Here is a 20,345-nt window from a genome sequence, read left to right on the forward strand (position 1 = left end):
TGCTAGCCGAACGATCGTTAAGGAGGGCTCATGGACTATGAACTGCCCACCGAACTGACCCGGAAACTCACGGAACTCGACGCGTTCATCGCGCGCGAGATCGTGCCCCTGCAGGCCCAGGACGACAATGAGCGCTTCTTCGACCACCGCCGGGAATGGTCCCGTACCGACTTCGAGAACGGCGGCGTCCCCCGGCGCGAGTGGGAAGAGCTGCTGGCCGAGATGCGCCGCCGCGCCGACGCCGCGGGCTGGCTGCGGTACGCACTGCCCAAGGAGGCCGGCGGCCAGGACGGTACCAACCTCGACATGGCAGTCATCCGCGAGCACCTGGCGCGCAAGGGCCTCGGCCTCCACAACGACCTGCAGAACGAGGCCTCCGTGGTCGGCAACTTCCCGTTCGCGCACATGCTCCTCGCGTTCGGCACGCCCGAGCAGCGGGAGGAGTACCTCCAGCCGATGCTCACCGGGCAGCGGCGGATCGGCTTCGGGCTGACCGAGCCCGAGCACGGCTCCGACGCCACCTGGATGGAGACCACCGCGGTCCAGGGCCCCGGGGGAGACTGGACCATCAACGGCGCCAAGCGGTTCAACTCGGGGCTGCACTCCGCCACCCACGACGTGATGTTCGCCCGCACCAGTGGCAAGGACGGCGACGCCCACGGCATCACCGCCTTCTTCGTCCCCACCGACGCGCCCGGCTTCTCGGTGGACTTCCACTGGTGGACGTTCAACATGCCCACAGACCACGCCGAGGTGACGCTGCGGGACGTACGGGTGCCGGGATCCGCGGTCTTCGGCGAGGTCGGGGAGGGCCTCGCGGTCGCCCAGACCTTTGTGCACGAGAACCGCATCCGGCAGGCCGCTTCCGGCGTCGGCGCCGGTCAGTACTGCATCGACCGCAGCGTCGCCCACGCACGGGAACGGGTGACGTTCGGCGCTCCGCTGGCCACCCGGCAGGCGATCCAATGGCCGCTGGTGGAACTGCACACCGAGGCGGAGATGCTGCGCGGGCTGATCCGCAAGACGGCGTGGGAGCTGGACCGGGTACCGCACCTGCAGATCAGCGACAAGGTCTCGATGTGCAACTACCGCGCCAACCGCTTCGTCTGCGAGGCAGCCGACCGCGCCATGCAGGTGCACGGCGGGCTCGGCTACACCCGGCACACCCCCTTCGAGCACATCTACCGCCACCACCGCCGCTACCGGATCACCGAGGGTTCGGAGGAGGTCCAGATGCGGAAGGTGGCCGGGTATCTGTTCGGGTTCGCGGGGCCGCGGAAGGGGAGGGGATGACGGATACCCTCTCCCGGCAGCTCGCCGCCAGGCTCACCGCCGTACTCGGTACGCGCGTCACCATCGACGGGCTGCACCGGCTCACCGGCGGGGCCAGCCGCGAGACCTGGTCGTTCACCGCCGTACCGGCAGGGGGCGAGCCGCGGCGGCTGATCCTGCGCCGCGATCCGCCGGGCGCGGGACGTCCCGACGGCATGGCGCGCGAAGCCGCCGCGATCGGGGCGGCCGCACACGCCGGGGTGCCCGTACCGCCGATGCTCGATTCCGGTACCGACCCGGCGACCGTCGGCGCTCCGTACCTGATCACCGCCCATGTCGACGGCGAGACGATCGCCCGCAGGCTGCTGCGCGAACCCGAGTACGCCAAGGCCCGCGAGGGCATGGCCGCCGAGCTGGGCCGCGCACTGGCCCGGATCCACGCGATCGATGTGGACACCGTGCCGAGTCTGGAGTCGTTCGACCCGCTGGAGCGGTTGCGGGAGAGCTGCGACGCGGTCGGTGAGCCGCTCCCGGCCGTGGAGATCGCGTTGCGTTGGCTGGTCGAGCACCGCCCCGACGCGGTGCCGGACGCGGTGGTGCACGGTGACTTCCGTACCGGGAACCTGATCATCGATCCGGGTGGGCTGCGGGCCGTCCTGGACTGGGAGGTCGTGCACCGCGGCGACCCGCGCGAGGACCTCGGCTGGCTCTGTGTGAAGTGCTGGCGCTTCGGTTCGGCGCTGCCGGCCGGCGGCTTCGGGACCGTGGCGCAACTGCTCGACGGATACGCCGAGGTCGCCGGTCACCGCCCCGACCCCGAGGCCGTGCGCTGGTGGCAGATCTACGGCACGGCGCGCTGGGCGGTCGGGTGCCGGACGATGGCCGGGTGGCATCTGTCCGGCGAGACCCGGTCGGTGGAACTGGCCGCGGTGGGGCGGCGGGTCTGCGAGCAGGAGCACGATCTGCTGCTCGCGCTCGGGGTCCCGCCGGACCCGGACGACGCCGGTGCGGTCGGCGAGCGGACGCCGTGGGCGGATCTGCACGGACGGCCCAGCGCGCCCGAACTGGTCGCCGCCGTGGCCGAGTTCCTCCGCGAGGAGGTCATGCTTGCCACCGACGCGCGTACCGGTTTCCTCGCCCGGGTCGCGGCGAACGTCCTCGACGGCGTCGAGCGGGAGCTGTGGCTCGGCCCGGACCAGGCCCGGCGGCACCGCGAGCGGCTCGACGCGCTCGCCCTCCGCGACCGGGCGGCGCTCGCCGCCGCGATCCGCTCCGGCGAGCTCGACGCCGCCGATCCGGCCGTGCTGGCCGCCGTACGGGCGGAGGTCACCGACCGGCTCGCCGTGGCCAACCCCCGCTACGCCTGAGGTGGGGAGCGCTGCGGCTATGGACACGTGTGGGGTGCAGGTATAACTTCATGACTTAACGATCGTTCGAGAGACCCGTTTCGAGAGACCACCCGTGCGAGAGACCGCGGAACAAAGGGGTTGCTGTGCGCCTTTCGGTGTTCAACGAGGACCACGAGGCTTACCGCCAGACGCTGCGGGACTTCATCGAGAAGGAGGTCGCGCCCGTCCACCACGAGTGGGAGGAACAGGGCCACCCGCCGCGGGACTTCTACCGCAAGCTCGGTGAGCTGGGCGTGCTCGGCATCCAGGTACCGGAGGAGTACGGCGGCGCCGGCGAGAGCAGCTTCAAGTTCGCCGCGGTCACCATGGAGGAGACGGCCCGGGCCGGCGTCTCCTTCGGCAACTACTCGGTCCACGCCAACCTGATCCTGCCCTACCTCATGAAGTACGCCACCGAGGAGCAGAAGCAGCGCTGGCTGCCCGGCTTCGCGAGCGGCGACATCATGACGGCGATCGCCATGACCGAGCCCGGCACCGGCTCCGACCTGGCCAACATCCAGACCAAGGCGCAGCTCTCCGCGGACGGCCGGCACTACATCCTCAACGGCGCCAAGACCTTCATCACCGGCGGTGCGCTGGCCGACCTCATCCTGGTCGTGGCGCGCACCACCCCCTACGACCCCGAGGACCGCCGCGCGGGCCTGTCCATCCTGTGCGTGGAGACCGCCTCCGAGGGCTTCGCGGTCGGCCGCAAGCTGCAGAAGATCGGGCTGAAGGCGTCCGACACCGCCGAACTGTCCTTCACCGACGTCAAGGTGCCGGTGGCGAACCTCCTCGGCGAGGAGGGCAAGGGCTTCTCCTACCTCTCCCACAACCTCCCGCAGGAGCGGCTGTCCATCGCGCTGGGCGCTGCCGCCTCGGCTGCCGCCGCGTTGCGTTTCGCGACCGGGTACGTCAAGGACCGCACCGTCTTCGGCAAGCCCGTCGCGCACTTCCAGAACACCAAGTTCGTACTGGCGGAGTGCGCGACCGAGGTCGAGGCGGCGCAGCTCTTCGCCGACCGGGCCCTGGAGCTGCACGACGCCGGGGAGCTGACCGTCGCCGATGCCGCCAAGGCGAAGCTGTACTGCACCGAGGCGGCGGGCCGGGTCATCGACAAGTGCCTCCAGCTGCACGGTGGTTACGGCTACATCACCGAGTACCCGATCGCTCGCCTCTACGCCGACACCCGTGTCTCGCGCATCTTCGGCGGCACCAACGAGGTCATGAAGACCATCATCGCCAAGTCGCTCGGTCTGTGACGACACACCCCCGAAAGGACCCCTTCATGCGTGACGCAGTCATCGTCGACGCCGTACGCACACCCGTCGGCAAGGGCAAGCCGGGCGGTGCGCTGTCCGGCATCCACCCCACCGACCTGTCGGCGCACGTCCTCAAGGCGCTGGCCGAGCGCAACGGCCTGGACCCGGCCACCGTCGACGATGTGATCTGGGGCTGCGTCTCCCAGGTCGGCGAGCAGGCCGGCTGCATCGGGCGGTACTCGGTGCTCGCCGCCGGCTGGCCCGAGCACGTACCGGGCCTGACCATCGACCGCCAGTGCGGCTCCTCGCAGCAGGCCGTGCACCAGGCCGCCGCGGGCGTCATCGCCGGCCAGTACGACATCGCCATTGCGGGCGGCGTCGAGTCGATGTCCCGGGTACCGATGGGCTCCTCGCGTGCGGGTGGCCAGTTCGGCAAGGCGTTCGGCCCGCTGGTCGCCGAGCGGTACGACAACTTCCCCTTCAACCAGGGCGTCGGCGCGGAGATGATCGCCGAGGAGTTCGGGCTGCGCCGCGAGGAGCTGGACCAGCACGCACTGGACTCGCACGCCAAGGCCGCCCGCGCGATCGACGAGGGCCGCTTCAAGGGCCAGATCGCGCCCGTCACGGTCACCGACACGGATGGCAACGAGCGCGTCTTCGACACCGACGAGGGCGTGCGCCGCGGTGGCACCCTGGAGAAGCTGGGGGGCCTTGTGACCCCGTTCAAGGAGAACGGTGTCATCTCCGCGGGCAATGCCTCGCAGATCTCCGACGGCGCGGCAGCGCTGCTGGTGACGACCCGGCAGATCGCCGAACGCAACGGCTGGACGCCGATCGCCCGCTTCCACACCGGTACGGTCACCGGCGCCGACCCGATCACCATGCTCAAGGGCCCGATCCCGGCCACCCACAAGGTACTGGAGCGGGCCGGCCTCACCCTGGCCGACATCGGGACCTTCGAGATCAACGAGGCGTTCGCCTCCGTGTCGCTGGGCTGGCAGCGCCAGACCGGCGCGGACTACGACCGGCTGAACCCCAACGGCGGTGCCATCGCCCTCGGCCACCCGCTCGGCGGCTCCGGTGCCCGCCTGATGACCACCCTCGTCCACCACATGAAGGACAACGGCATCCGCTACGGCCTGCAGTCCATGTGCGAGGGCGGCGGCATGGCCAACGCCACCATCCTCGAACTGCTCTGAACCCCGCCCCGCGTGACTGTTTTCATTGGGTCGTCCCATAGCAGCTACGGGAGACGTAGCTGGGGGCGTCCTTCTTGCGCAGTGCGCACAGGTCGGCCTTGAGCTTGCGGGCCTGTGCGACATGGGGGTCGTCGCCGGGCGCCAACGCCAGCAGATCGATGACGTGCAGCGCCTCCTGCACCCGGCCGGCGGCACGGAGCCGGGTCGCGTGGTCGAGTACCGCCTGCTTGTCGGTGATGGCGGCGGCGCGCGCGGCGGCGGCGACGGCCGGCCGACTGGGATGCAGGGTGGTGGGGTTGCCGTCCCACCACCCGGTTTCCGACCGCACGATGTCGCGCACGATGAATTCGCGATGCCCGTAGTTCTCGCGCATCCACGGCACGTCGAACAGCTCGGCCGGGTAATCGATGTCGTGCACGACGTCATCGACGTCCATGCCCCGATTGAGCCGTTCGACGACCGCACGGCGCAGCCAGCGCAACGCGGCGGCGGTCGCGGTCAGTTGCTCGGCCGCGCCCTCGTGGAGGACCGGACCGAACTCGGGGATCACGATCGCCGGGTCGAGCGCGGCGAGCCGGTCGAGGGTGTCCGCCCAGCGCACGGTGTCGCGCATGGTACGCATCGGCGTACCGATGTTGGGAATGCCGTTGATCACCGCTGCGCTGGCGTACAGTATCCGCTCCTGCGGCAGCCACACCGCGGTCACATCGTCGGTCTCCGACGGCGCCCACAACAGCCGGACCGCGCGGCCCGTACTGTCCAGGGTGAGCGACTCGGCGTAGGTCTGATCGGGAAAGGTCAGCGGGGGTACGGACGGGAAGTCCTCGATGGGCCGGCGGAACTGGCGTGCGTTGATGTGGTTCTGCAGGCCCGCGGTCTCCAGGTAACGGCGGTAACGGCGCACGACATTCTCGTGGGCGATCACCGTGGGGCGTGCCTCCCCGCGTTCCTCGGCGACCTCGAGAAATCCGGGCACCCCGTAGTTGTATCCGAGGTGGCCATGGCTGTAGACGATCCAGCGGACCGGTTTGTCGGTGTGCGCCCGCAGCCGGTCGAGTACCGGGCGAACGAGGCGGGGCGCCGGCCCGGAGTCCACGATCAGCAGTCCTTGTCCGGTCTCCAGGGCGAGGCTGTTGCCCTGCAATCCGATGGTGTAGACGCCGGGGGCGATCACCTGCACTTCCCTGAGGCCGAGAAGGGGGTTGGTCTCGTCGTTTGTGGCCAGCATGGCGGAAGCTCCTTCAGCGGCGCTGGATGGGCGGCAGATGGTATTTCCCTTGGAGCATCTCTTCGCGCGGTTGGTAGAACCGCAGGGTCAGTTCGAACTTCCCGGGCGGTGCGGGCAGCCAGTTCGAGGGACCGTCGTCGGGTTCCCCGTGCTGGACGAAAATGTCGAGTGACCCGTCGTTGTTGTAGGTGAGCCCGGGTGTCCGGTCACCGAGGGCGTACCGATTGATATCGTTCTCGACCAGGAAATTGTCCTCGTCGTAGGCCGTGAGAGACCAGAAAGCGTCCACGGGCGGCAGCCGGTCGGCGTCGAAATGCAGCAGGTAGGCGTTTTCGCCGGTGAGCCGATGGCCGGCTGCGTCCAGCCGAGTACTGGCATAGACGGCTTCCTCCGCGGTGAGCGCGCCGAGGCCGTGCTGGGCGATGATCGCGCGGAGGAGATAGTTCTGCCCGTAACTGCCGAGGTCGAGATCGTAGGACCATCCGGCCCCCTTTTCGTCCTTCTTCGCACCCCTCGTCGATCCCCTGGTCTTCAGGAGACGATCCCCGAACTGGACCGCCTGCTCAAGGGCCAGCCTGGCCACGCCCTCGGGTATTTCCTGGGAGGGACGGCGCCCCGGTCCTATACCGAGGGAAGCGAAGGTGTCCAGGAGGGCGCTTTCCGACGCGGGCGGGGGATTGATTTCGAGCGCGGCACTCAGCTCATCGAAGAACGAGATGCCTGCGGCGCCGATGTCGTGCGGGGAGAGCAGTGGCCCCGTCGACCATTCCGCACCGCGTTCGCTCTCTTCGGCCGGTGTGAGCCGGTACTGAGTGATGAGTTCCGATGCGGCCTTGAGGTCGCGTTCCCCGTCGACGATCGTGCGTCCGAGCAGCCAGACGGTGTTGGTCGGGGACTTCAGGACCGGAATACCGCCGGGACTTTCCCCGCGCCATTGGGGGCCGACGATGAGGTGGCGGCTCGCTTCGGTGCCCGTTGTGCGGCGGCCCACATATGCCCAAGTGTTGGTGTAGGCGTCCAGGAACTGGAAGCTGTAATAACGCCCGTTGACGTCGGGGACGTCCAGGATCAGCGGACCGCGCGCCAGGTGGAGCCAGGCGATGGAGTAGAGCGTGTCATTGTTCGGCTTTACGATCTCGCGGTCGCGAGGCGTGGCCAATTTGGCACGGTGGCGAAGAGTGTTGAGAGGGGCACTGCCACGGTGGCTCTTGTGCGTGAGCAGCTTCCTGGTGCGTTCCATCAGGACCAGCGGATAGCCCCACACATAAGCCTCGACGCCGATGGCGAAGGTGTCCGTGGCACGCTTGACGATTCCGGTTCCAGTTCCGGTTCCGAGAGTGCTCATGGCCTGATCTCCTTGGACAGCACAATGAGTGAGTCGACGGCGATCGTGGCTCCGTCGGTGCGGACGAGCAGGGGGTTGATGTCGAGTTCGGCCACGGTGGGCGCTTGCGTCAGGAACTCGGCGAGCAGCGACAGGGTCTCGGCGAGTGCGGTGTGATCGAGACCTGGGTACTGGGCGGCCAGCGTCGCGGCCACGTGTTGTACTGCGCCGGGTGCCGCGGGGAGTGGGATGGCGTGCCGTGCCGCTCCCGCGTCTTCCGCGCGAGCGCCGCCCGGTCCGACGACGAGCGCCGGCCCGTAGTGCGGGTCGCGGACGGCACCCACGGACAGTTCCCCGCAGTGGGAGAGCTGCGGCTGCACCACTGCCTGTACTCCGCGCAGGCCCAGCTCACCGGCCCTGTCCACCAGCGCGGAGGCCACCTTGGGGACGTCGGCGCCCGAGACTCCCAGGCGTACGAGGCCGAGCCGGGCGCGGTGCGGGGCGTCCGGCGAGTCGATCTTGACGACGAACGGCCCGTTGTCGTACGGCGTCGTGGCGACCGACTCCACGTACGTCGACGTCGCCACGTACGGCACTCCGAGCTCGCCGAGGAGCCGGCTCGCGAGTACCTCGGTCACCACACCGGGCTCGCGCGGCAGGCGGGCGGCAGCCCTCGCCGCCGCTGCCTTCACGACCGCTGTTGTGTCCTCGTCGAGGGGCTCGGGGGCGGGTGCGCGTACGAGGCCGGGGAGCGCGCGCATCAGGCTTGCGATGCTGGGACAGGTCACACCGGCGGGGGTGTCGGCCAGCGCGCCGTCAGGGGGACAGGCCCAGATCAGCCAGCCGGGGGTCTGCAGGCCGGCGAGCGCGTCGGCGAGCCGGTGGTACACCTCCGGGAACTGGTCGCCGAAGGTGAAGTAGCAGATGATTCCGTCCAGCGACGCGTCCCGGTCCAGCGTTGTGAGCAGTTCGCCGAACGCGTCCGTGTTCCGGTAGAACTGCCCGCCCAGGTCGATCGGGTTGTCGATCGCGGCCACCCCCGACAGTTCCAACGCCGCCACGGCAGCCCGCGTGCGCGGCCCCAGCTCCGGTACCTCGGCACCGAGCGCCGCCAGCCGGTCGGCGATCACCGCCCCGGCGCCACCGGACATCGACAACACGGCGAACCGAGGGCGTGGGGGCAGTGCGATCGGGCGTTGCATCGCGGTCATCAGGTCGGCGAACGACTCGTCGTCCTCGGCCACGACGATCCCGGAGTCCCGGCACAGCGCGCTGAACAGCAGGTGGTCGCCCGCGACGGCCGCGGTGTGCGAGAGGGTGGCTCGGCCACCGGCCTCGCTCACACCGGACTTCAGGACCACGACGCGCTTGCCGAGCGCCGCTGCCCGACGGCCGAGCCGGGCCAGCGCCGCGGGGTCCCGGACCTGTTCCACGTACAGGCCGAGGACGTGCACGTCGGGACGTTCCAGCAGGTAGCGGCCGACATCGGTGAGTTGCAGGCACGCCTCGTTGCCCACGCTCGCGTAGTAGGAGAACGCGGCGCCGCGTTGGTTGAGGAGACCGGCCAGTACGAATCCCATCGCACCGCTCTGGGTGACTATGGCCAGCGGTCCCGGCGGTGGTGCGGGGCGTGCCACGTACGCGGACGCGGTGACCGCGGCCGCGGCGGGCTTGCTGATCACACCGAGGCAGTTCGGGCCGAGCAGTGGCATGTCGCCCGCTGCGGCCCGCAGCTGTTCCTGTCGGCCGCGCCCTTCCGGGCCGTCCTCGGCGAATCCGGCCGAGAACAGCACCACCGCTCCCACCCCACCACGCCGGGCCCGCTCGACCACGTCGATGGCGGATGCGGCCGGCACGGCGATGACCAGCAGGTCCAGGAGGTGCCCCGCGGCCAAGAGGTCGTCGATGACGGGCAGCCCCGGATCGGGGTCCCGCGGCTCGACGGCGTGGACCTCGCCTTCGTAACCTCCTGCCCGCAGCAGTTCGACGACGCGGCGGCCCCATGTGCCGGGGCGCGCTGACAACCCGATCACACCGATTCTGCGGGGAAAGAAGAGAGCGTCGAGCGGATCGGACATCGAGCACCTCCGTGACTCGGAAATCGAGCACCTACGTGATGCGGTACGGGAATCAGCCGGTCGGCTCGGCGTCAGCCCGACGTCAGCCGGAAGCGGCGCGCTTCGCGCTCAGGGTTGACGGTCAGCACGCCGATGAGTCCGCCGACGATCATCAGCCCGGCGCACACGGCGAAGGCCCCCTGGAAACCCGAGCCCGGCGACGGCGCCGCGTCGATGATCCAGCCGGTGACGGCAGGGGCGACAACGCCCGCCAGGGTCACCAGTGCGGTACCGGTGGCCAGCACCGCACCCCGCCGCCGGACGGGTACGACCTGCGCCCCGATGAGGAAGTTCAACGGGAACACCGCACTGGGCAGCCCGAACGCGAGCGTCATCAGGAGCACGGCCAGGCCGCCGCCCGCATAGGGCAGCGCGAACAGACACACCCCGGCGACGATCACCACCAGGCCGCCGGTGACACCCCGGGCGACGCGGCCGGTCGCTCCGCCGCGCATCCAGCGGCCCGAGAGCCAGGGGATGATCAGCAGCACTGCCGCGCTGACGACGTGCGGAATGACCACGAGCCGGCCGGCACCGGCCGCGGTGTATCCGAGCGAGGTCTCCAGGTACGCCGGAAGCCATGCCACGTTGAGCGCCAGTGCCCAGTAGGCGCCGATCCCCGCGGCGAGCGTGCCGAGCCAGGTGCCGTTGAAGAACAGCCGGCGGTACGAGACGTGCGGCTCGACGCGTGCGCCCGTGTTCTCAACGCCCGCTCTCTCCGCGCCGTGCAGCCCCGCGTCGTAAGTGTCCAACGGGCCCTCGCGGCCGATGAACGCCCACAACACGACCCACGCGAGCCCGGCGACCGCGAGGGCGGCGAACGCCGACCGCCAGCCGTGGTGCGTGATGAAGTACACCAGCGTCGGAGCGGCGATCGCCAGGCCGAGCGCGCCGCCCATGTTGGTCAGCGCCGTCGGCACCGACCGGGAGCGCTCGGGGAACCACTTCTGTACCGCGTGCACGGCCATCGGCGCGGTCGGCCCCTCCGCCGCCCCCAGTGCGATGCGGCTGAAGTACAGCGCGGGGACGCTGGCGGCCAGCAGTACGGGCAGTGCGGTCAGCGACCACAACACGGCGAGCGCCGCGAGGATCCACGTCGTCCGCACCCGGTTGGAAACGAACCCGACGATCACCGCCGAGAGACTGAACAGCAGGTAGAAGCTGCTGGCAATGGCGCCGTACTCGCCGGCGGTGAGGCCGAACTCCTTCATGATCGGGGCGGCGGCGAGCCCCAGTACCGCCTTGTCCGCAAAGTTGATCACCATCAGCGCGACCACCATCGCGGTGACCGCCCAGCCGCGCATGGTGCGCCGCGTGGTCTCGCCCGTATCGCTCGCACCGGATCGTCCGACAACCTGCGGAGCCGTCATCGTCTGGCCTCCTGGACGCTGAAGGGAGCCGGGCATACCGCGTGGTATGCCCGGGCGTCACCGATGAAACCCGCCCTTTAGCGTTCCGTCAACGGGGTGGGCGCCGGCTTTTTAGCGAAACGCTAAGCGCCAACAGGCGCGCAGTACGCGTCAATTGGTGCGATGACCTGCGAATACGCGCGTCCGCCGAGGCAGGCTCGGAGCCGACCCTGTCAGCCCTGTCAGCCCTTTCCGCTGTCCTCGGCCGGCTCGTCGGTGTCCTTCGACGGACCGTCCACCGCGCTGCAGAGCCGCTCCGCGAGCCCGATGAACCGCTCATCGAGCTCGCGGACGCCCACCCCGAACTCCTTCGCCAGGCGCGAGCGTGCCAGGACATAGCCCGTCGAGAGGGAGGTCAGGGCGGTGTGCAGCGCGACCAGATCGACATCGCGGTCGATCAGCCCTGCTTCCTGATCCTGCCGCAGGAGTTCTTGCGTACGCGGCAGGTCGGGCATCAGCCGGAGCTGGCTGTCGCCGTCGAGGAGCAGGAGGACCGCCAGCCGGAAGGCCGACGCGTACCGGACGCTGCCCTTCAACGCGTGCCGGACGCGGGAACCGAAACGTTCCGGGCGGTCCTGGAGCCGGATGGCGGCGATGCGTTCCCGGACGTTCCGGCGCAGCGCCGAGCGCAGCAGGTCCCGGCGGGAGCCGAAGTAGTGGTACACCAGCCCGCGGTTGACCCCGGCCCGGTCGGCCACCTCGCGCAGATTCAACCCGCCGAGCACACCATCGCGTTCGAGCAGGTCGAGAGCGGCACGCTCGAGTGTCTTCGCGGTGAGCTCGCTGTCCATCGACGGGCCGGAAGACGCCCCCTTCTTGCCCACAGCTCCACCCCACGACTCGGCAACCTTGCTACCGCCCCATCCTAGGGTTACGACTCCACTGCGGAGGCGGAGGCGGAGGCGGAGGCGGAGGCGGAGGCGGTGGCCGAGGCGCCGGAGGCCGGGCCGAAGGCGGGCGCCGGTACGGATTCCGGGGACAGCAGCACGGAGGGCCGGCCGTCCACGCCCACCGGGACGTCGCCGTCGATCGTCACCCGGCGCAGCTTGCGCACATGGTCGTCGGAGTCGTCCACGCCGTAGTGCTGGGTGGCGCGGTTGTCCCAGATCGCCACGTCGCCGACCTGCCACTGCCAGCGCACGGTGTTCTCCGGCCGCTCGATGTGGGACTGGAAGAGGTTCACCAGGGCGCGGGAGTCCGCTCCGGTGAGGCCGGTGATGCGCTGGGCGAAGTTACCGAGCAGCAGGACGCGTTCACCGGTCTCCGGGTGCACTCGGACCACCGGGTGCTCGGTGCGGAACTTCGTGGCGGTGAAGACCTCCCGGTAGTGGACCAGCTGCTCGGGCGCGGCGTTGGGGCGCAGCGCCGCGTAGTCGTAGTCGTTGGTGTGCTCGGCACGGAGGCTGTCGGCGAGGGTGCGCAGCGGTGCGGGGAGGTTGCTGTACGCAGTGGCGGTGTTGGCCCACAGGGTGTTGCCGCCGTAGGGCGGGATGACGACGGCACGGAGGATGGAGAAGGCCGGGTAGGCGGGGACGAAGGTGACGTCGGTGTGCCACTGATTGGCCCGGCCGCCGTAGTCGGAGTCGATCGGCAGGGCGTAGCGGCCGTCGGCGGAGGGGACGGTTGGATGTGCCACCGGGGTGCCGAGGAGCGTGGCGAACTGTTCGTGGCTCTCCTCGTCCAGGTGGTGCTGGTCGCGGAAGAAGACGACCTTGTGTTCCAGCAGGGCGGCGCGGATGGCGGCAACCGTCTCGGGCGCGAGGTCGCCGCCGAGGCGTACTCCGGAGAGGACGGCGCCGAGACGGCCGCCGACCTTCTCGACGGTGAGCTGTGCGGGCGCTGTCGTGGTGGAGGTCATGACGGGTGTCCCTTCGGGAGGTGGACGTGGAGGTTCGACTCGGAGCGGAAGTAATTGCGGCGCGGAGATGCCGCGTAGTGGACGCGGCGGTTGCGGCCGGAAGGAGTGAACGGGAGCGTTGCAGCGTCGGTTGAGAGGCGTCAAGCGGTCGCGGGCTCCCCGTACGACACTCGTGGATGGTTCAATCGGCCTCTGCGCCAGGGCCGTTGCGCGGTACGCGCACGACAGTGAAACCGGCTCTGACCTGCGATGACGGCCGCAGTGTCGAGGCGGCGCGGGGAGCGAGGAGCCGCTCGGGCACCGCCGTCGCCCCGGCGGAGTGATTTCACACCACGGCAATGTGAGAACCACATACGAGAACCAGGAAGGCCGACCGATGGCACTCTCCCACCCCGGTCCGCGCATGGCGGGCGATGGACGCCGCGAGGCCAACACCGCCGCCGTGCTGAGGACGGTGCTCGATCACGGCCCCGTGGCGCGCAGCGGCATTGCCCGACTGTCCGGGCTGAGTCCCGCGGCCGTCTCCCGGCAGTGCACCGACCTTGCCCGGCTCGGCCTGGTGCGCGAGGTGCCGGGCCGCGCCGAAGGCGGCGGTGTGGGCCGCCCCCAGGTCCCCGTCGATCTGCACACCGCCGACGGCGGACCGGTCGCGGCGGGGGTCCACATCGGCGTGCCCGCCTCGACGTTCGGCATCGTGGACCTGCGGGGCACGGTGCTGGCCAAGGAGGTGTTCCCCCACGAGGGCATCGCCGCCGAGCATCTGCAAGAGCATGTACTGGGCGGACTACGGGAGTTCGTCGCGACGGCCGCGCCTGGGCGGCCGCTGCTCGGGGTGGGTGCGGCGATGGGCGGTTGGATCGAGCCGCGCGAGGGCACCGTGGTCCGGCACGATCTGCTGGGCTGGCGGAGCCGCCCGCTCGGCAGCGCCCTCGCCGCACGGCTGGGCCTGCCGGTCGCGGTCGACAATCACGCTCGCGCCATCGCCCAGTCGGAGATCCTGTTCGGCAGGCCGGCGGCCCGCCGCAGTCTGGTGCATCTCTTCATCGGCAACGTCGTCGACGCCGCGGTCGGGATCGCGGGTGTGGTGCACCGCGGGCCGCGTGCGGGCGCCGGTGACGTGGCCCATCTGCCGGTGCCCGACTCGACGGTGGCCTGCGACTGCGGGCGCGTCGGGTGCCTCGGGGCGACGGCTTCCGACACCGCGACCGCGCGTACGGCGGTGCGCCGCGGCATCATTCCGGAGCCGGATGCCGCGCTGCTGGTGGAGGCCGCGGCGGCCGGGGACGTGCGGGCCGACCGGCTGCTGCGCGAGCGGGCCAGAGCCGTGGGGCGGGCCGCCGCGCTCCTGCTCGATGTGCTCAACCCCGACCTCGTAGTGATCACCGAAATCTCCAGTGGCCGGGATCCGGGGTACTTGGCAGAGATCCGGGGCGCGGCGGTCGATCTGTCGCATGTGTGCGACGACCCGGAACGCATCGTGAGTCCACATGCCGGACGCGAGGTACTGCCGGTCGCGGCCGGCACCGTCGTGCTGAATCCCCTGTTCAGGCGGCCGCTGCGGGCTATCGGGGCGCGGTCGACATACGAGGTACATACGGGCGCAACAACTGACGGTGCATCGGCAATGGACGTCGGTTGACCGGTCGTGGGACTCGCTGTCATATTGCTCGCGTGAATCCGGACATGCGCCTCATCGCCCGCAGGCACGTCGACCTCTGTCGACAGGCCAGCGCGGTCTGTGCTGTCCGTAGCTGATTCACCCTTCTCTTTCACCATGCCTTGAGGCCGTCCCGCCTGCTTGCACGCGGGCGTCAGGCCGTTGCGTGTTCCTCAGCCGCCAGGTGTGAGTCCCGCAGCCATTAATTGCTGCCGCAGCGAAAAGAACTCTCCCGAACTCTCCCGGGCACCGGCCGTCCACACCACCATCCCGTCGTCAGGCAGGCCCCATGACCGACCCCATGACCGAGCCATACCTCTCCCCGTCTCCCCATCCGTCCCGGCGCAGCACCCTGCGTGCCACCGGAGTCGGCGCTCTGCTGCTCGGATCGGTCCTGACCGGCTGCCGTTCGGCGGTGTCCGCGTCGAGCTACCGGGCCGAAGACGACAGCGGTCCCCGCCGGGGCGGCACCGTCAGCGTGGCCATCAACAGCGACTTCACCCCGAGCCTGCTGTTCTCCCAGAGTTCCCAACCCCTCCAGAACCGGCTGCTGTTCAACACCCTCACCCGGTTCGACGACGCACTGAAGCCGCACCCCGAACTCGCCACCTCGTGGACGTACGCGAAGGACGGCCGCAGCATCACCCTGCGGCTCAGGAACGATGTGACGTACCACGACGGCCGCCGGTTCACCGCCGACGACGTCATCTTCGCGGTGCGGAATCTGCAGGACCCGCAGCACGCCGCCCAGTTGAGGGCGACGGCTGCCGCCATCACCGGCTTCGAGAAGCGCGGTGACCACGAGCTGGTGCTGAAGCTGGCCCATCCGGTGACCAACCTCTTCGACCTCTTCGAGTTCATGATCATCCCGGATCGGCACACCGTCGCGCAGGCCGTCACCGGCAAGACGCTCAACGGCACCGGGCCCTTCCGGCTGAAGAAGTGGAGCCCCGGCTCCAGCCTGAGTCTGACCCGAAACGACAGGTATTTCAGGCCCGGACGTCCCTACCTCGACGCGGTGGAACTGCGCGTCATACCGCAGGCCGAGGCCCTGATCTCGTCCCTCCGCTCCGGCCAGTCCCAGCTGTCCTTCCAGGTGCCCGGGAAGAGCATCCGCACGGTGAGAGACAACCCCGACCTTGTGGTCACCACGTACGACACGGGCGCCGGTGCCAGCTATCTCGGTGTCAACACCACCATCGCGCCGTTCGACGACAAGACCGTCCGGCAGGCGCTGGCCTGGTCGGTGGACCGCGAGCGGATCCTGAAACAGTCCCTCGGCGGCTACGGCCTGGCCTCCGCCGCACCCTGGCCCAAGTCGTCCCCGGCCTACACCGAGGCCAACCGCACCCACTACACCTACGACCCCGCCAAGGCACGCCGACTGCTGAAATCCGCGGGCCACAGCCGGCTCACGGCACCTCTGCTCCACCTCAACTCGCCCGAGTCCACGGCCATCGCCGAGGCCGTCCAGTACGACCTCCAGCAGGCCGGCGTCCGCGTCACACTGCAGCCCACCGACCCGGCCACCGCGCAGAAGAAGCTCATCTCCCAGGACATGCCGGCCCTGTGGACCATGGACCACGGCTTCGCGCAGGTGCAGCCCGCCACCCTCGCCGTCAGCGCGTACCCCTTCAACGAGGCCAAGAACACCTCGAAGTACCGCTCGGAGCACTACACGAAGGTGGTACGGGAGGCGTGGACGGCCGCCGGAGCCGGCACCGCACGGCAGCACGCCCTGGAACAACGCGTCTCCGACGTCCTGCTCGACGAGGCGTTCATCATCGACCTCGTCGTCCAGGGCAGTGTGCAGGTCGCCAGCAGCAAGCTGCGCGGCGCCACGCTCAACAAATTCCTGTACCTGAACCTCGACGACGCCTACCTGGTGTGATCATGCGCAGCTACCTCCTCAAGCGGCTGCCGTCCGCTCTCCTCGTCCTCCTTCTCGCCTCCTTCCTGATCTTCGGCATTCTGAGGCTGGTACCCGGCGACCCCGCGAGCGCACTCGCCGGGCCGGACGCCGACGCCGCGACCGTGGCGGCCATCCGCGAGCGGCTGGGGCTGAACGAGCCCCTGGTCGCCCAGTACGGCTCCTGGATCGGCGGACTGGTCAGTGGCGACCTCGGCCCCTCGTACGTGATCGGCGGCGACACCGCCGACCTCATCACCGGCGGACTGGGAGCCACCGTCGAACTGACCCTGGGCGCCCTGCTGTTCACCGTCCTCCTCGGTACCGCCTTCGGTGTACTCGGCGCGACGTCGCGCAGTCGTTGGGTCCGTACCGTCGTCCGCGTCGCCACCACCGGTGCGCTGTCCGTGCCGCCCTTCGTCACCGGCGTCCTGCTGGTCCTCGTCTTCTCGGTGGCCGTCCGCGTCCTGCCCTCCGGCGGGCGGGTGCCACTGCTCGAAGCGCCCGACCTCTCCGTGCAGTACCTGCTGCTGCCCTCGCTGTGCCTCGCCCTGCCCAGCGCCGCCGTCCTCGGCCGCTACCTCAAGGACGGCATCGAGCGGACCCTCGGCGAGGAGTACGTCCGCACCGCCACCGCGGCCGGCGTCCCGCCGCGCAGGCTGCTGTGGCGGCACGCACTGCCCAACGCACTGCCGCCGGTCGTCACCGTCCTCGGCATGCAGATCGGCCAACTCCTGGGCGGCGCCGTCCTAGTGGAAGCCATCTTCGCCTGGCCGGGACTCGGCCAGCTCGCCGAACAGGGCCTCGTCCGTCGCGACTATCCGGTCGTCCAGGACCTGCTTCTCCTCCTGGTCACCGTCTTCGTCCTCGTCCAACTGCTCACCGACCTCGTCTACGCCTGGCTCGATCCCCGGATCAGGTGGGAGTGACCTGCCATGACCGCCCTCACACCGACCACCGGTGCCGCGCCGGGCGCCGCGCCCACCGCCCGCAAGGCGCCGGCCCGCCGCCACCCGTACCTGGCGGCGCTGCGCACCCCGCGCGGCCTCACCGGCCTCGCCCTCGTCGCGCTGATCGTCCTCGGCGGCCTCCTCGCACCCCTGCTGAGCGGCCACGACCCCACCGCGCAGAGCGGCCTGGGCCTCGCCGCGCCCGGTACCAACGGCCATCCGCTCGGCACCGACGACCTCGGCCGCGACCTGCTGAGCCGGGTGCTGTACGGCATCCGCACCGACCTGGGCGTCATCGCCCTGGCCGTACCGCTCGGCGCCCTGCTCGGCTGCCTCTTCGCGCTGCTCGCGGCCGCCCACCCGGTCGCCGACACAGCGGTGCAACGCGTCTTCGACCTGATCCTCGCCTTCCCCGGCCTCATCCTCGCGCTCGCCGTCACCGCCGTGCTCGGTCCGGGGCGGCTGCCCGTGATCCTGGTGATCGCCCTCGCCGAAATCCCCGTCTTCGGGCGGCAGTTGCGCGGTGGCATCCTCGTCCAGCGGGAACGCGAGTACGTCGTCGCAGCACGTGTCGGCGGCACCTCAAGGTCCCGGGCGCTGGTCCGCCACATCCTGCCCAACGCCGCCGACCCGCTCGTCGTGCAGCTCGCCCTCTCGCTCACCGTCGCCGTTTTCCTGGAGGGGGCGATGAGCTTCCTCGGCGTCGGCGTCCGACCCCCGGAACCCACCCTCGGTAGCGTGCTGAACCAGTCCATGCCCTACCTCGCCGACGCTCCGCAGTTCGCCGCGGGGCCGCTGCTCGCGGTGACCGCGCTCGTCCTCGGCCTCTCGCTGGTGGCCGATGCCCTGAACCGGGAGATACGCCGATGACCACCACTCCGTCCAGCACCCTGGCCAGTGAGCGGGCCGCGAGAACCGATGCCGAACTGCTCGAAGTACGCGACCTCTCCGTCGAGTTCACCGGGTCCGACGGCAGACCGGTACAGGCCGTGCGCGACGTGTCGTTCACACTGCGGCGCGGTGAGACCCTGGCCATCGTCGGGGAATCCGGCTCCGGCAAGTCGACGACCGCGTTCGCGGTGGCCCGGATGCTGCCCGGCAGCGGACGTGTCACCGGCGGCTCCGTCCTCCTCGACGGCGAGGACCTGGTGACGGCCGATGAACGCCGACTGCGTACCGTGCGCGGTGCCCGCATCGGCATGATCTTCCAGGACCCGATGACCTCCCTGAACCCGGTGCTCACCGCGGGCAGACACCTGGACGAGGTGCTACGCGCCCATGGATACGGCGACCGGGCCGCGCGCCGGGCCCGCGCCGCCGAGCTCCTCGGCCTCGTCGGCATCCCCGACCCCGAGCGCCGCCTCGACGACCACCCGCACCGGTTCTCCGGCGGCCAGCGGCAGCGCATCCTCATCGCCATGGCCCTCGCCGGCGAGCCGGACGTCCTGATCGCCGACGAACCCACCACGGCCCTCGACGCCACCGTCCAGGACCAGATCCTGAACCTGCTCACCGACCTCAACCGGCGCACCGGCACCGCACTCGTCCTCATCTCCCACAACATGGGCGTGGTGGCCCGCACCTGCGCCCGCGTCCTGGTGATGTACGGCGGCTCCGTTGTCGAGGACGGCCCCACCGACCGGGTGCTCACCCGGCCGCGTCACCCCTACACCGCGGGGCTGCTCGCCGCCGTACCGCGGCTCTCCGCGCCCTCGGGCACCCGGCTGACCGGCATTCCCGGCAGTCCGCCCGATCCCGCGCGGCCGACGGAGGGCTGCGCCTTCGCGGAGCGGTGCGCCTTCGCCGAGGACGGCTGCCGCGCCGCCCGGCCCCGGCTCGTCACCCTTGACGACGGCGTGCGCGCCGCCTGCCCGCCGGCTGCCGCGCGTACGGAACCACTGTCCGGCCCCGCGGCGCCTGAACGCATCGACCGGCCGGCGCCCGGCAGTACTGTGCTGGCTGCCGAGAACATCCGCAAGGTGTACCGAGGGCGTGGCCTCACCGGGCGCACGAAGGGCTTCACCGCGCTGGACGGAGTGTCCCTCACCCTCGCGGCGGGGGAGACCCTCGGCATCGTCGGCGAGTCCGGCTCGGGGAAATCGACCCTGGCCAGGGTCCTCGCCCACGCGCACCCCTCGGACGGCGGCACGCTGCGGCTGCACGGCCAGGACATCACCCGCCCCTCGCGCGCCGCACTGCGCGAGGTACGACGTGCCGTCCAGATGGTGTTCCAGGATCCATACGCGTCCCTCAACCCCCGGATGACGGTGGGGCAGATCGTGGCCGAGCCGCTGATCTCCCTCGGTCTCGGCGACCGCAGGGCGCGGGAACAGCGGGTCGCCGAGCTGCTGCGGCAGGTCGGACTCGACCCGTCAGCGGCCGCCCGCCACCCGCGTGCGTTCTCCGGCGGCCAGCGGCAGCGCATCGGTATCGCCCGCGCCCTGGCACCCGAACCCACCGTGCTGATCTGCGACGAACCCGTCTCCGCACTGGATGTCTCGCTGCAGGCGGGGATCGTCAACCTCCTCGGCGACCTCCAGCGCGACCTCGGGCTCGCGCTGGTCTTCATCGCCCACGACCTCGCGGTGGTCCGGCAGGTCAGCCATCGCATCGCCGTGATGCACAACGGACGGATCGTGGAGACCGGCAGCGCCGACGAGGTCTGCGAGAACCCGCGCGATCCCTACGCCCGGGCGCTGCTCGCGGCGGCCCCGGAGCCCGTGCCCGTCGCGCCGCACGAACGGCCCGCATCGAGCGCCGTGCCCGCATGAC

16 protein-coding genes are annotated in these 20,345 nt (G+C 70.4%); 10 read left to right on the forward strand and 6 right to left on the reverse strand.

The window, feature by feature from the left end; translation table 11 throughout:
* Window positions 1-30: 30 nt before the first annotated feature.
* The 4 genes from IF04_RS0113555 (at window position 31) to IF04_RS0113570 (ending at window position 5,121) form a co-directional block, all read left to right on the forward strand.
* Entirely contained in the window at window positions 31-1,293 is a 1,263-nt protein-coding gene (locus tag IF04_RS0113555; protein ID WP_030255527.1) for an acyl-CoA dehydrogenase family protein, read from the forward strand.
* The gene (locus IF04_RS0113560; protein WP_030255530.1) at window positions 1,290-2,639 is read left to right on the forward strand and encodes a phosphotransferase family protein; all 1,350 of its coding nucleotides are present in this window, start codon (window positions 1,290-1,292) and stop codon (window positions 2,637-2,639) included. The genes IF04_RS0113555 and IF04_RS0113560 overlap by 4 nt, the downstream gene beginning before the upstream one ends.
* 125 nt (window positions 2,640-2,764) lie before the next feature.
* Entirely contained in the window at window positions 2,765-3,922 is a 1,158-nt protein-coding gene (locus IF04_RS0113565; protein ID WP_030255534.1) for an acyl-CoA dehydrogenase family protein, read from the forward strand.
* Between the two features lie 26 nt (window positions 3,923-3,948).
* Window positions 3,949-5,121 (forward strand): thiolase family protein, encoded by a 1,173-nt coding sequence (locus tag IF04_RS0113570; RefSeq protein ID WP_030255537.1) that lies wholly within the window; start codon window positions 3,949-3,951, stop codon window positions 5,119-5,121.
* A gap of 22 nt (window positions 5,122-5,143) precedes the next feature.
* Here the strand turns inward: IF04_RS0113570 and IF04_RS0113575 are convergent, their stop codons facing one another.
* The 6 genes from IF04_RS0113575 to IF04_RS0113600 form a co-directional block, all read right to left on the reverse strand.
* Window positions 5,144-6,349, reverse strand: a complete 1,206-nt coding sequence (locus IF04_RS0113575) for an alkyl sulfatase dimerization domain-containing protein (protein WP_030255539.1) — start codon at window positions 6,347-6,349, stop codon at window positions 5,144-5,146.
* A gap of 13 nt (window positions 6,350-6,362) precedes the next feature.
* Complete coding sequence (locus tag IF04_RS0113580; protein WP_051831212.1) at window positions 6,363-7,694, reverse strand: DUF1254 domain-containing protein; 1,332 nt, start codon at window positions 7,692-7,694, stop codon at window positions 6,363-6,365.
* The gene (locus tag IF04_RS0113585; RefSeq protein WP_030255545.1) at window positions 7,691-9,751 is read right to left on the reverse strand and encodes an acetate--CoA ligase family protein; all 2,061 of its coding nucleotides are present in this window, start codon (window positions 9,749-9,751) and stop codon (window positions 7,691-7,693) included. Before IF04_RS0113585 ends, IF04_RS0113580 begins: the two co-directional genes overlap by 4 nt.
* A gap of 71 nt (window positions 9,752-9,822) precedes the next feature.
* Window positions 9,823-11,160, reverse strand: a complete 1,338-nt coding sequence (locus IF04_RS0113590) for an MFS transporter (protein WP_030255548.1) — start codon at window positions 11,158-11,160, stop codon at window positions 9,823-9,825.
* Between the two features lie 221 nt (window positions 11,161-11,381).
* Window positions 11,382-12,023: a TetR/AcrR family transcriptional regulator gene (locus IF04_RS36585; protein ID WP_157847647.1), complete on the reverse strand. Its 642-nt coding sequence runs from the start codon at window positions 12,021-12,023 to the stop codon at window positions 11,382-11,384.
* A gap of 47 nt (window positions 12,024-12,070) precedes the next feature.
* Entirely contained in the window at window positions 12,071-13,057 is a 987-nt protein-coding gene (locus tag IF04_RS0113600; RefSeq protein ID WP_030255556.1) for a TauD/TfdA dioxygenase family protein, read from the reverse strand.
* A 376-nt stretch (window positions 13,058-13,433) separates the two neighbouring features.
* Between IF04_RS0113600 and IF04_RS0113605 the strand changes: the two genes are divergently transcribed.
* The 6 genes from IF04_RS0113605 to IF04_RS0113625 all read left to right on the forward strand — a co-directional run bounded on the left by IF04_RS0113605 (window position 13,434) and on the right by IF04_RS0113625 (window position 20,344).
* Window positions 13,434-14,696: an ROK family transcriptional regulator gene (locus tag IF04_RS0113605; protein WP_051831213.1), complete on the forward strand. Its 1,263-nt coding sequence runs from the start codon at window positions 13,434-13,436 to the stop codon at window positions 14,694-14,696.
* 44 nt (window positions 14,697-14,740) lie between these two features.
* Window positions 14,741-14,812, forward strand: a complete 72-nt coding sequence (locus IF04_RS40240) for a putative leader peptide (protein WP_342668129.1) — start codon at window positions 14,741-14,743, stop codon at window positions 14,810-14,812.
* Between the two features lie 203 nt (window positions 14,813-15,015).
* Window positions 15,016-16,605 carry an ABC transporter substrate-binding protein gene (locus IF04_RS0113610; protein ID WP_030255563.1) on the forward strand — a complete coding sequence of 530 codons (1,590 nt, stop codon included), beginning with the start codon at window positions 15,016-15,018 and terminating at the stop codon, window positions 16,603-16,605.
* Between the two features lie 2 nt (window positions 16,606-16,607).
* A complete protein-coding gene (locus tag IF04_RS0113615; RefSeq protein WP_030255565.1) occupies window positions 16,608-17,552 on the forward strand; it encodes an ABC transporter permease in 945 nt (314 codons plus the stop codon).
* A 6-nt stretch (window positions 17,553-17,558) separates the two neighbouring features.
* Window positions 17,559-18,443, forward strand: coding sequence for an ABC transporter permease (locus tag IF04_RS0113620; RefSeq protein ID WP_030255568.1), 885 nt, complete (start codon window positions 17,559-17,561; stop codon window positions 18,441-18,443).
* The gene (locus IF04_RS0113625) at window positions 18,440-20,344 is read left to right on the forward strand and encodes an ABC transporter ATP-binding protein (protein ID WP_030255571.1); all 1,905 of its coding nucleotides are present in this window, start codon (window positions 18,440-18,442) and stop codon (window positions 20,342-20,344) included. Before IF04_RS0113620 ends, IF04_RS0113625 begins: the two co-directional genes overlap by 4 nt.
* Window position 20,345: the final 1 nt, after the last annotated feature.

The sequence above is a fragment of the Streptomyces violens genome (assembly GCF_000717745.1).
In the GTDB taxonomy this organism is placed as follows: domain Bacteria; phylum Actinomycetota; class Actinomycetes; order Streptomycetales; family Streptomycetaceae; genus Streptomyces; species Streptomyces violens.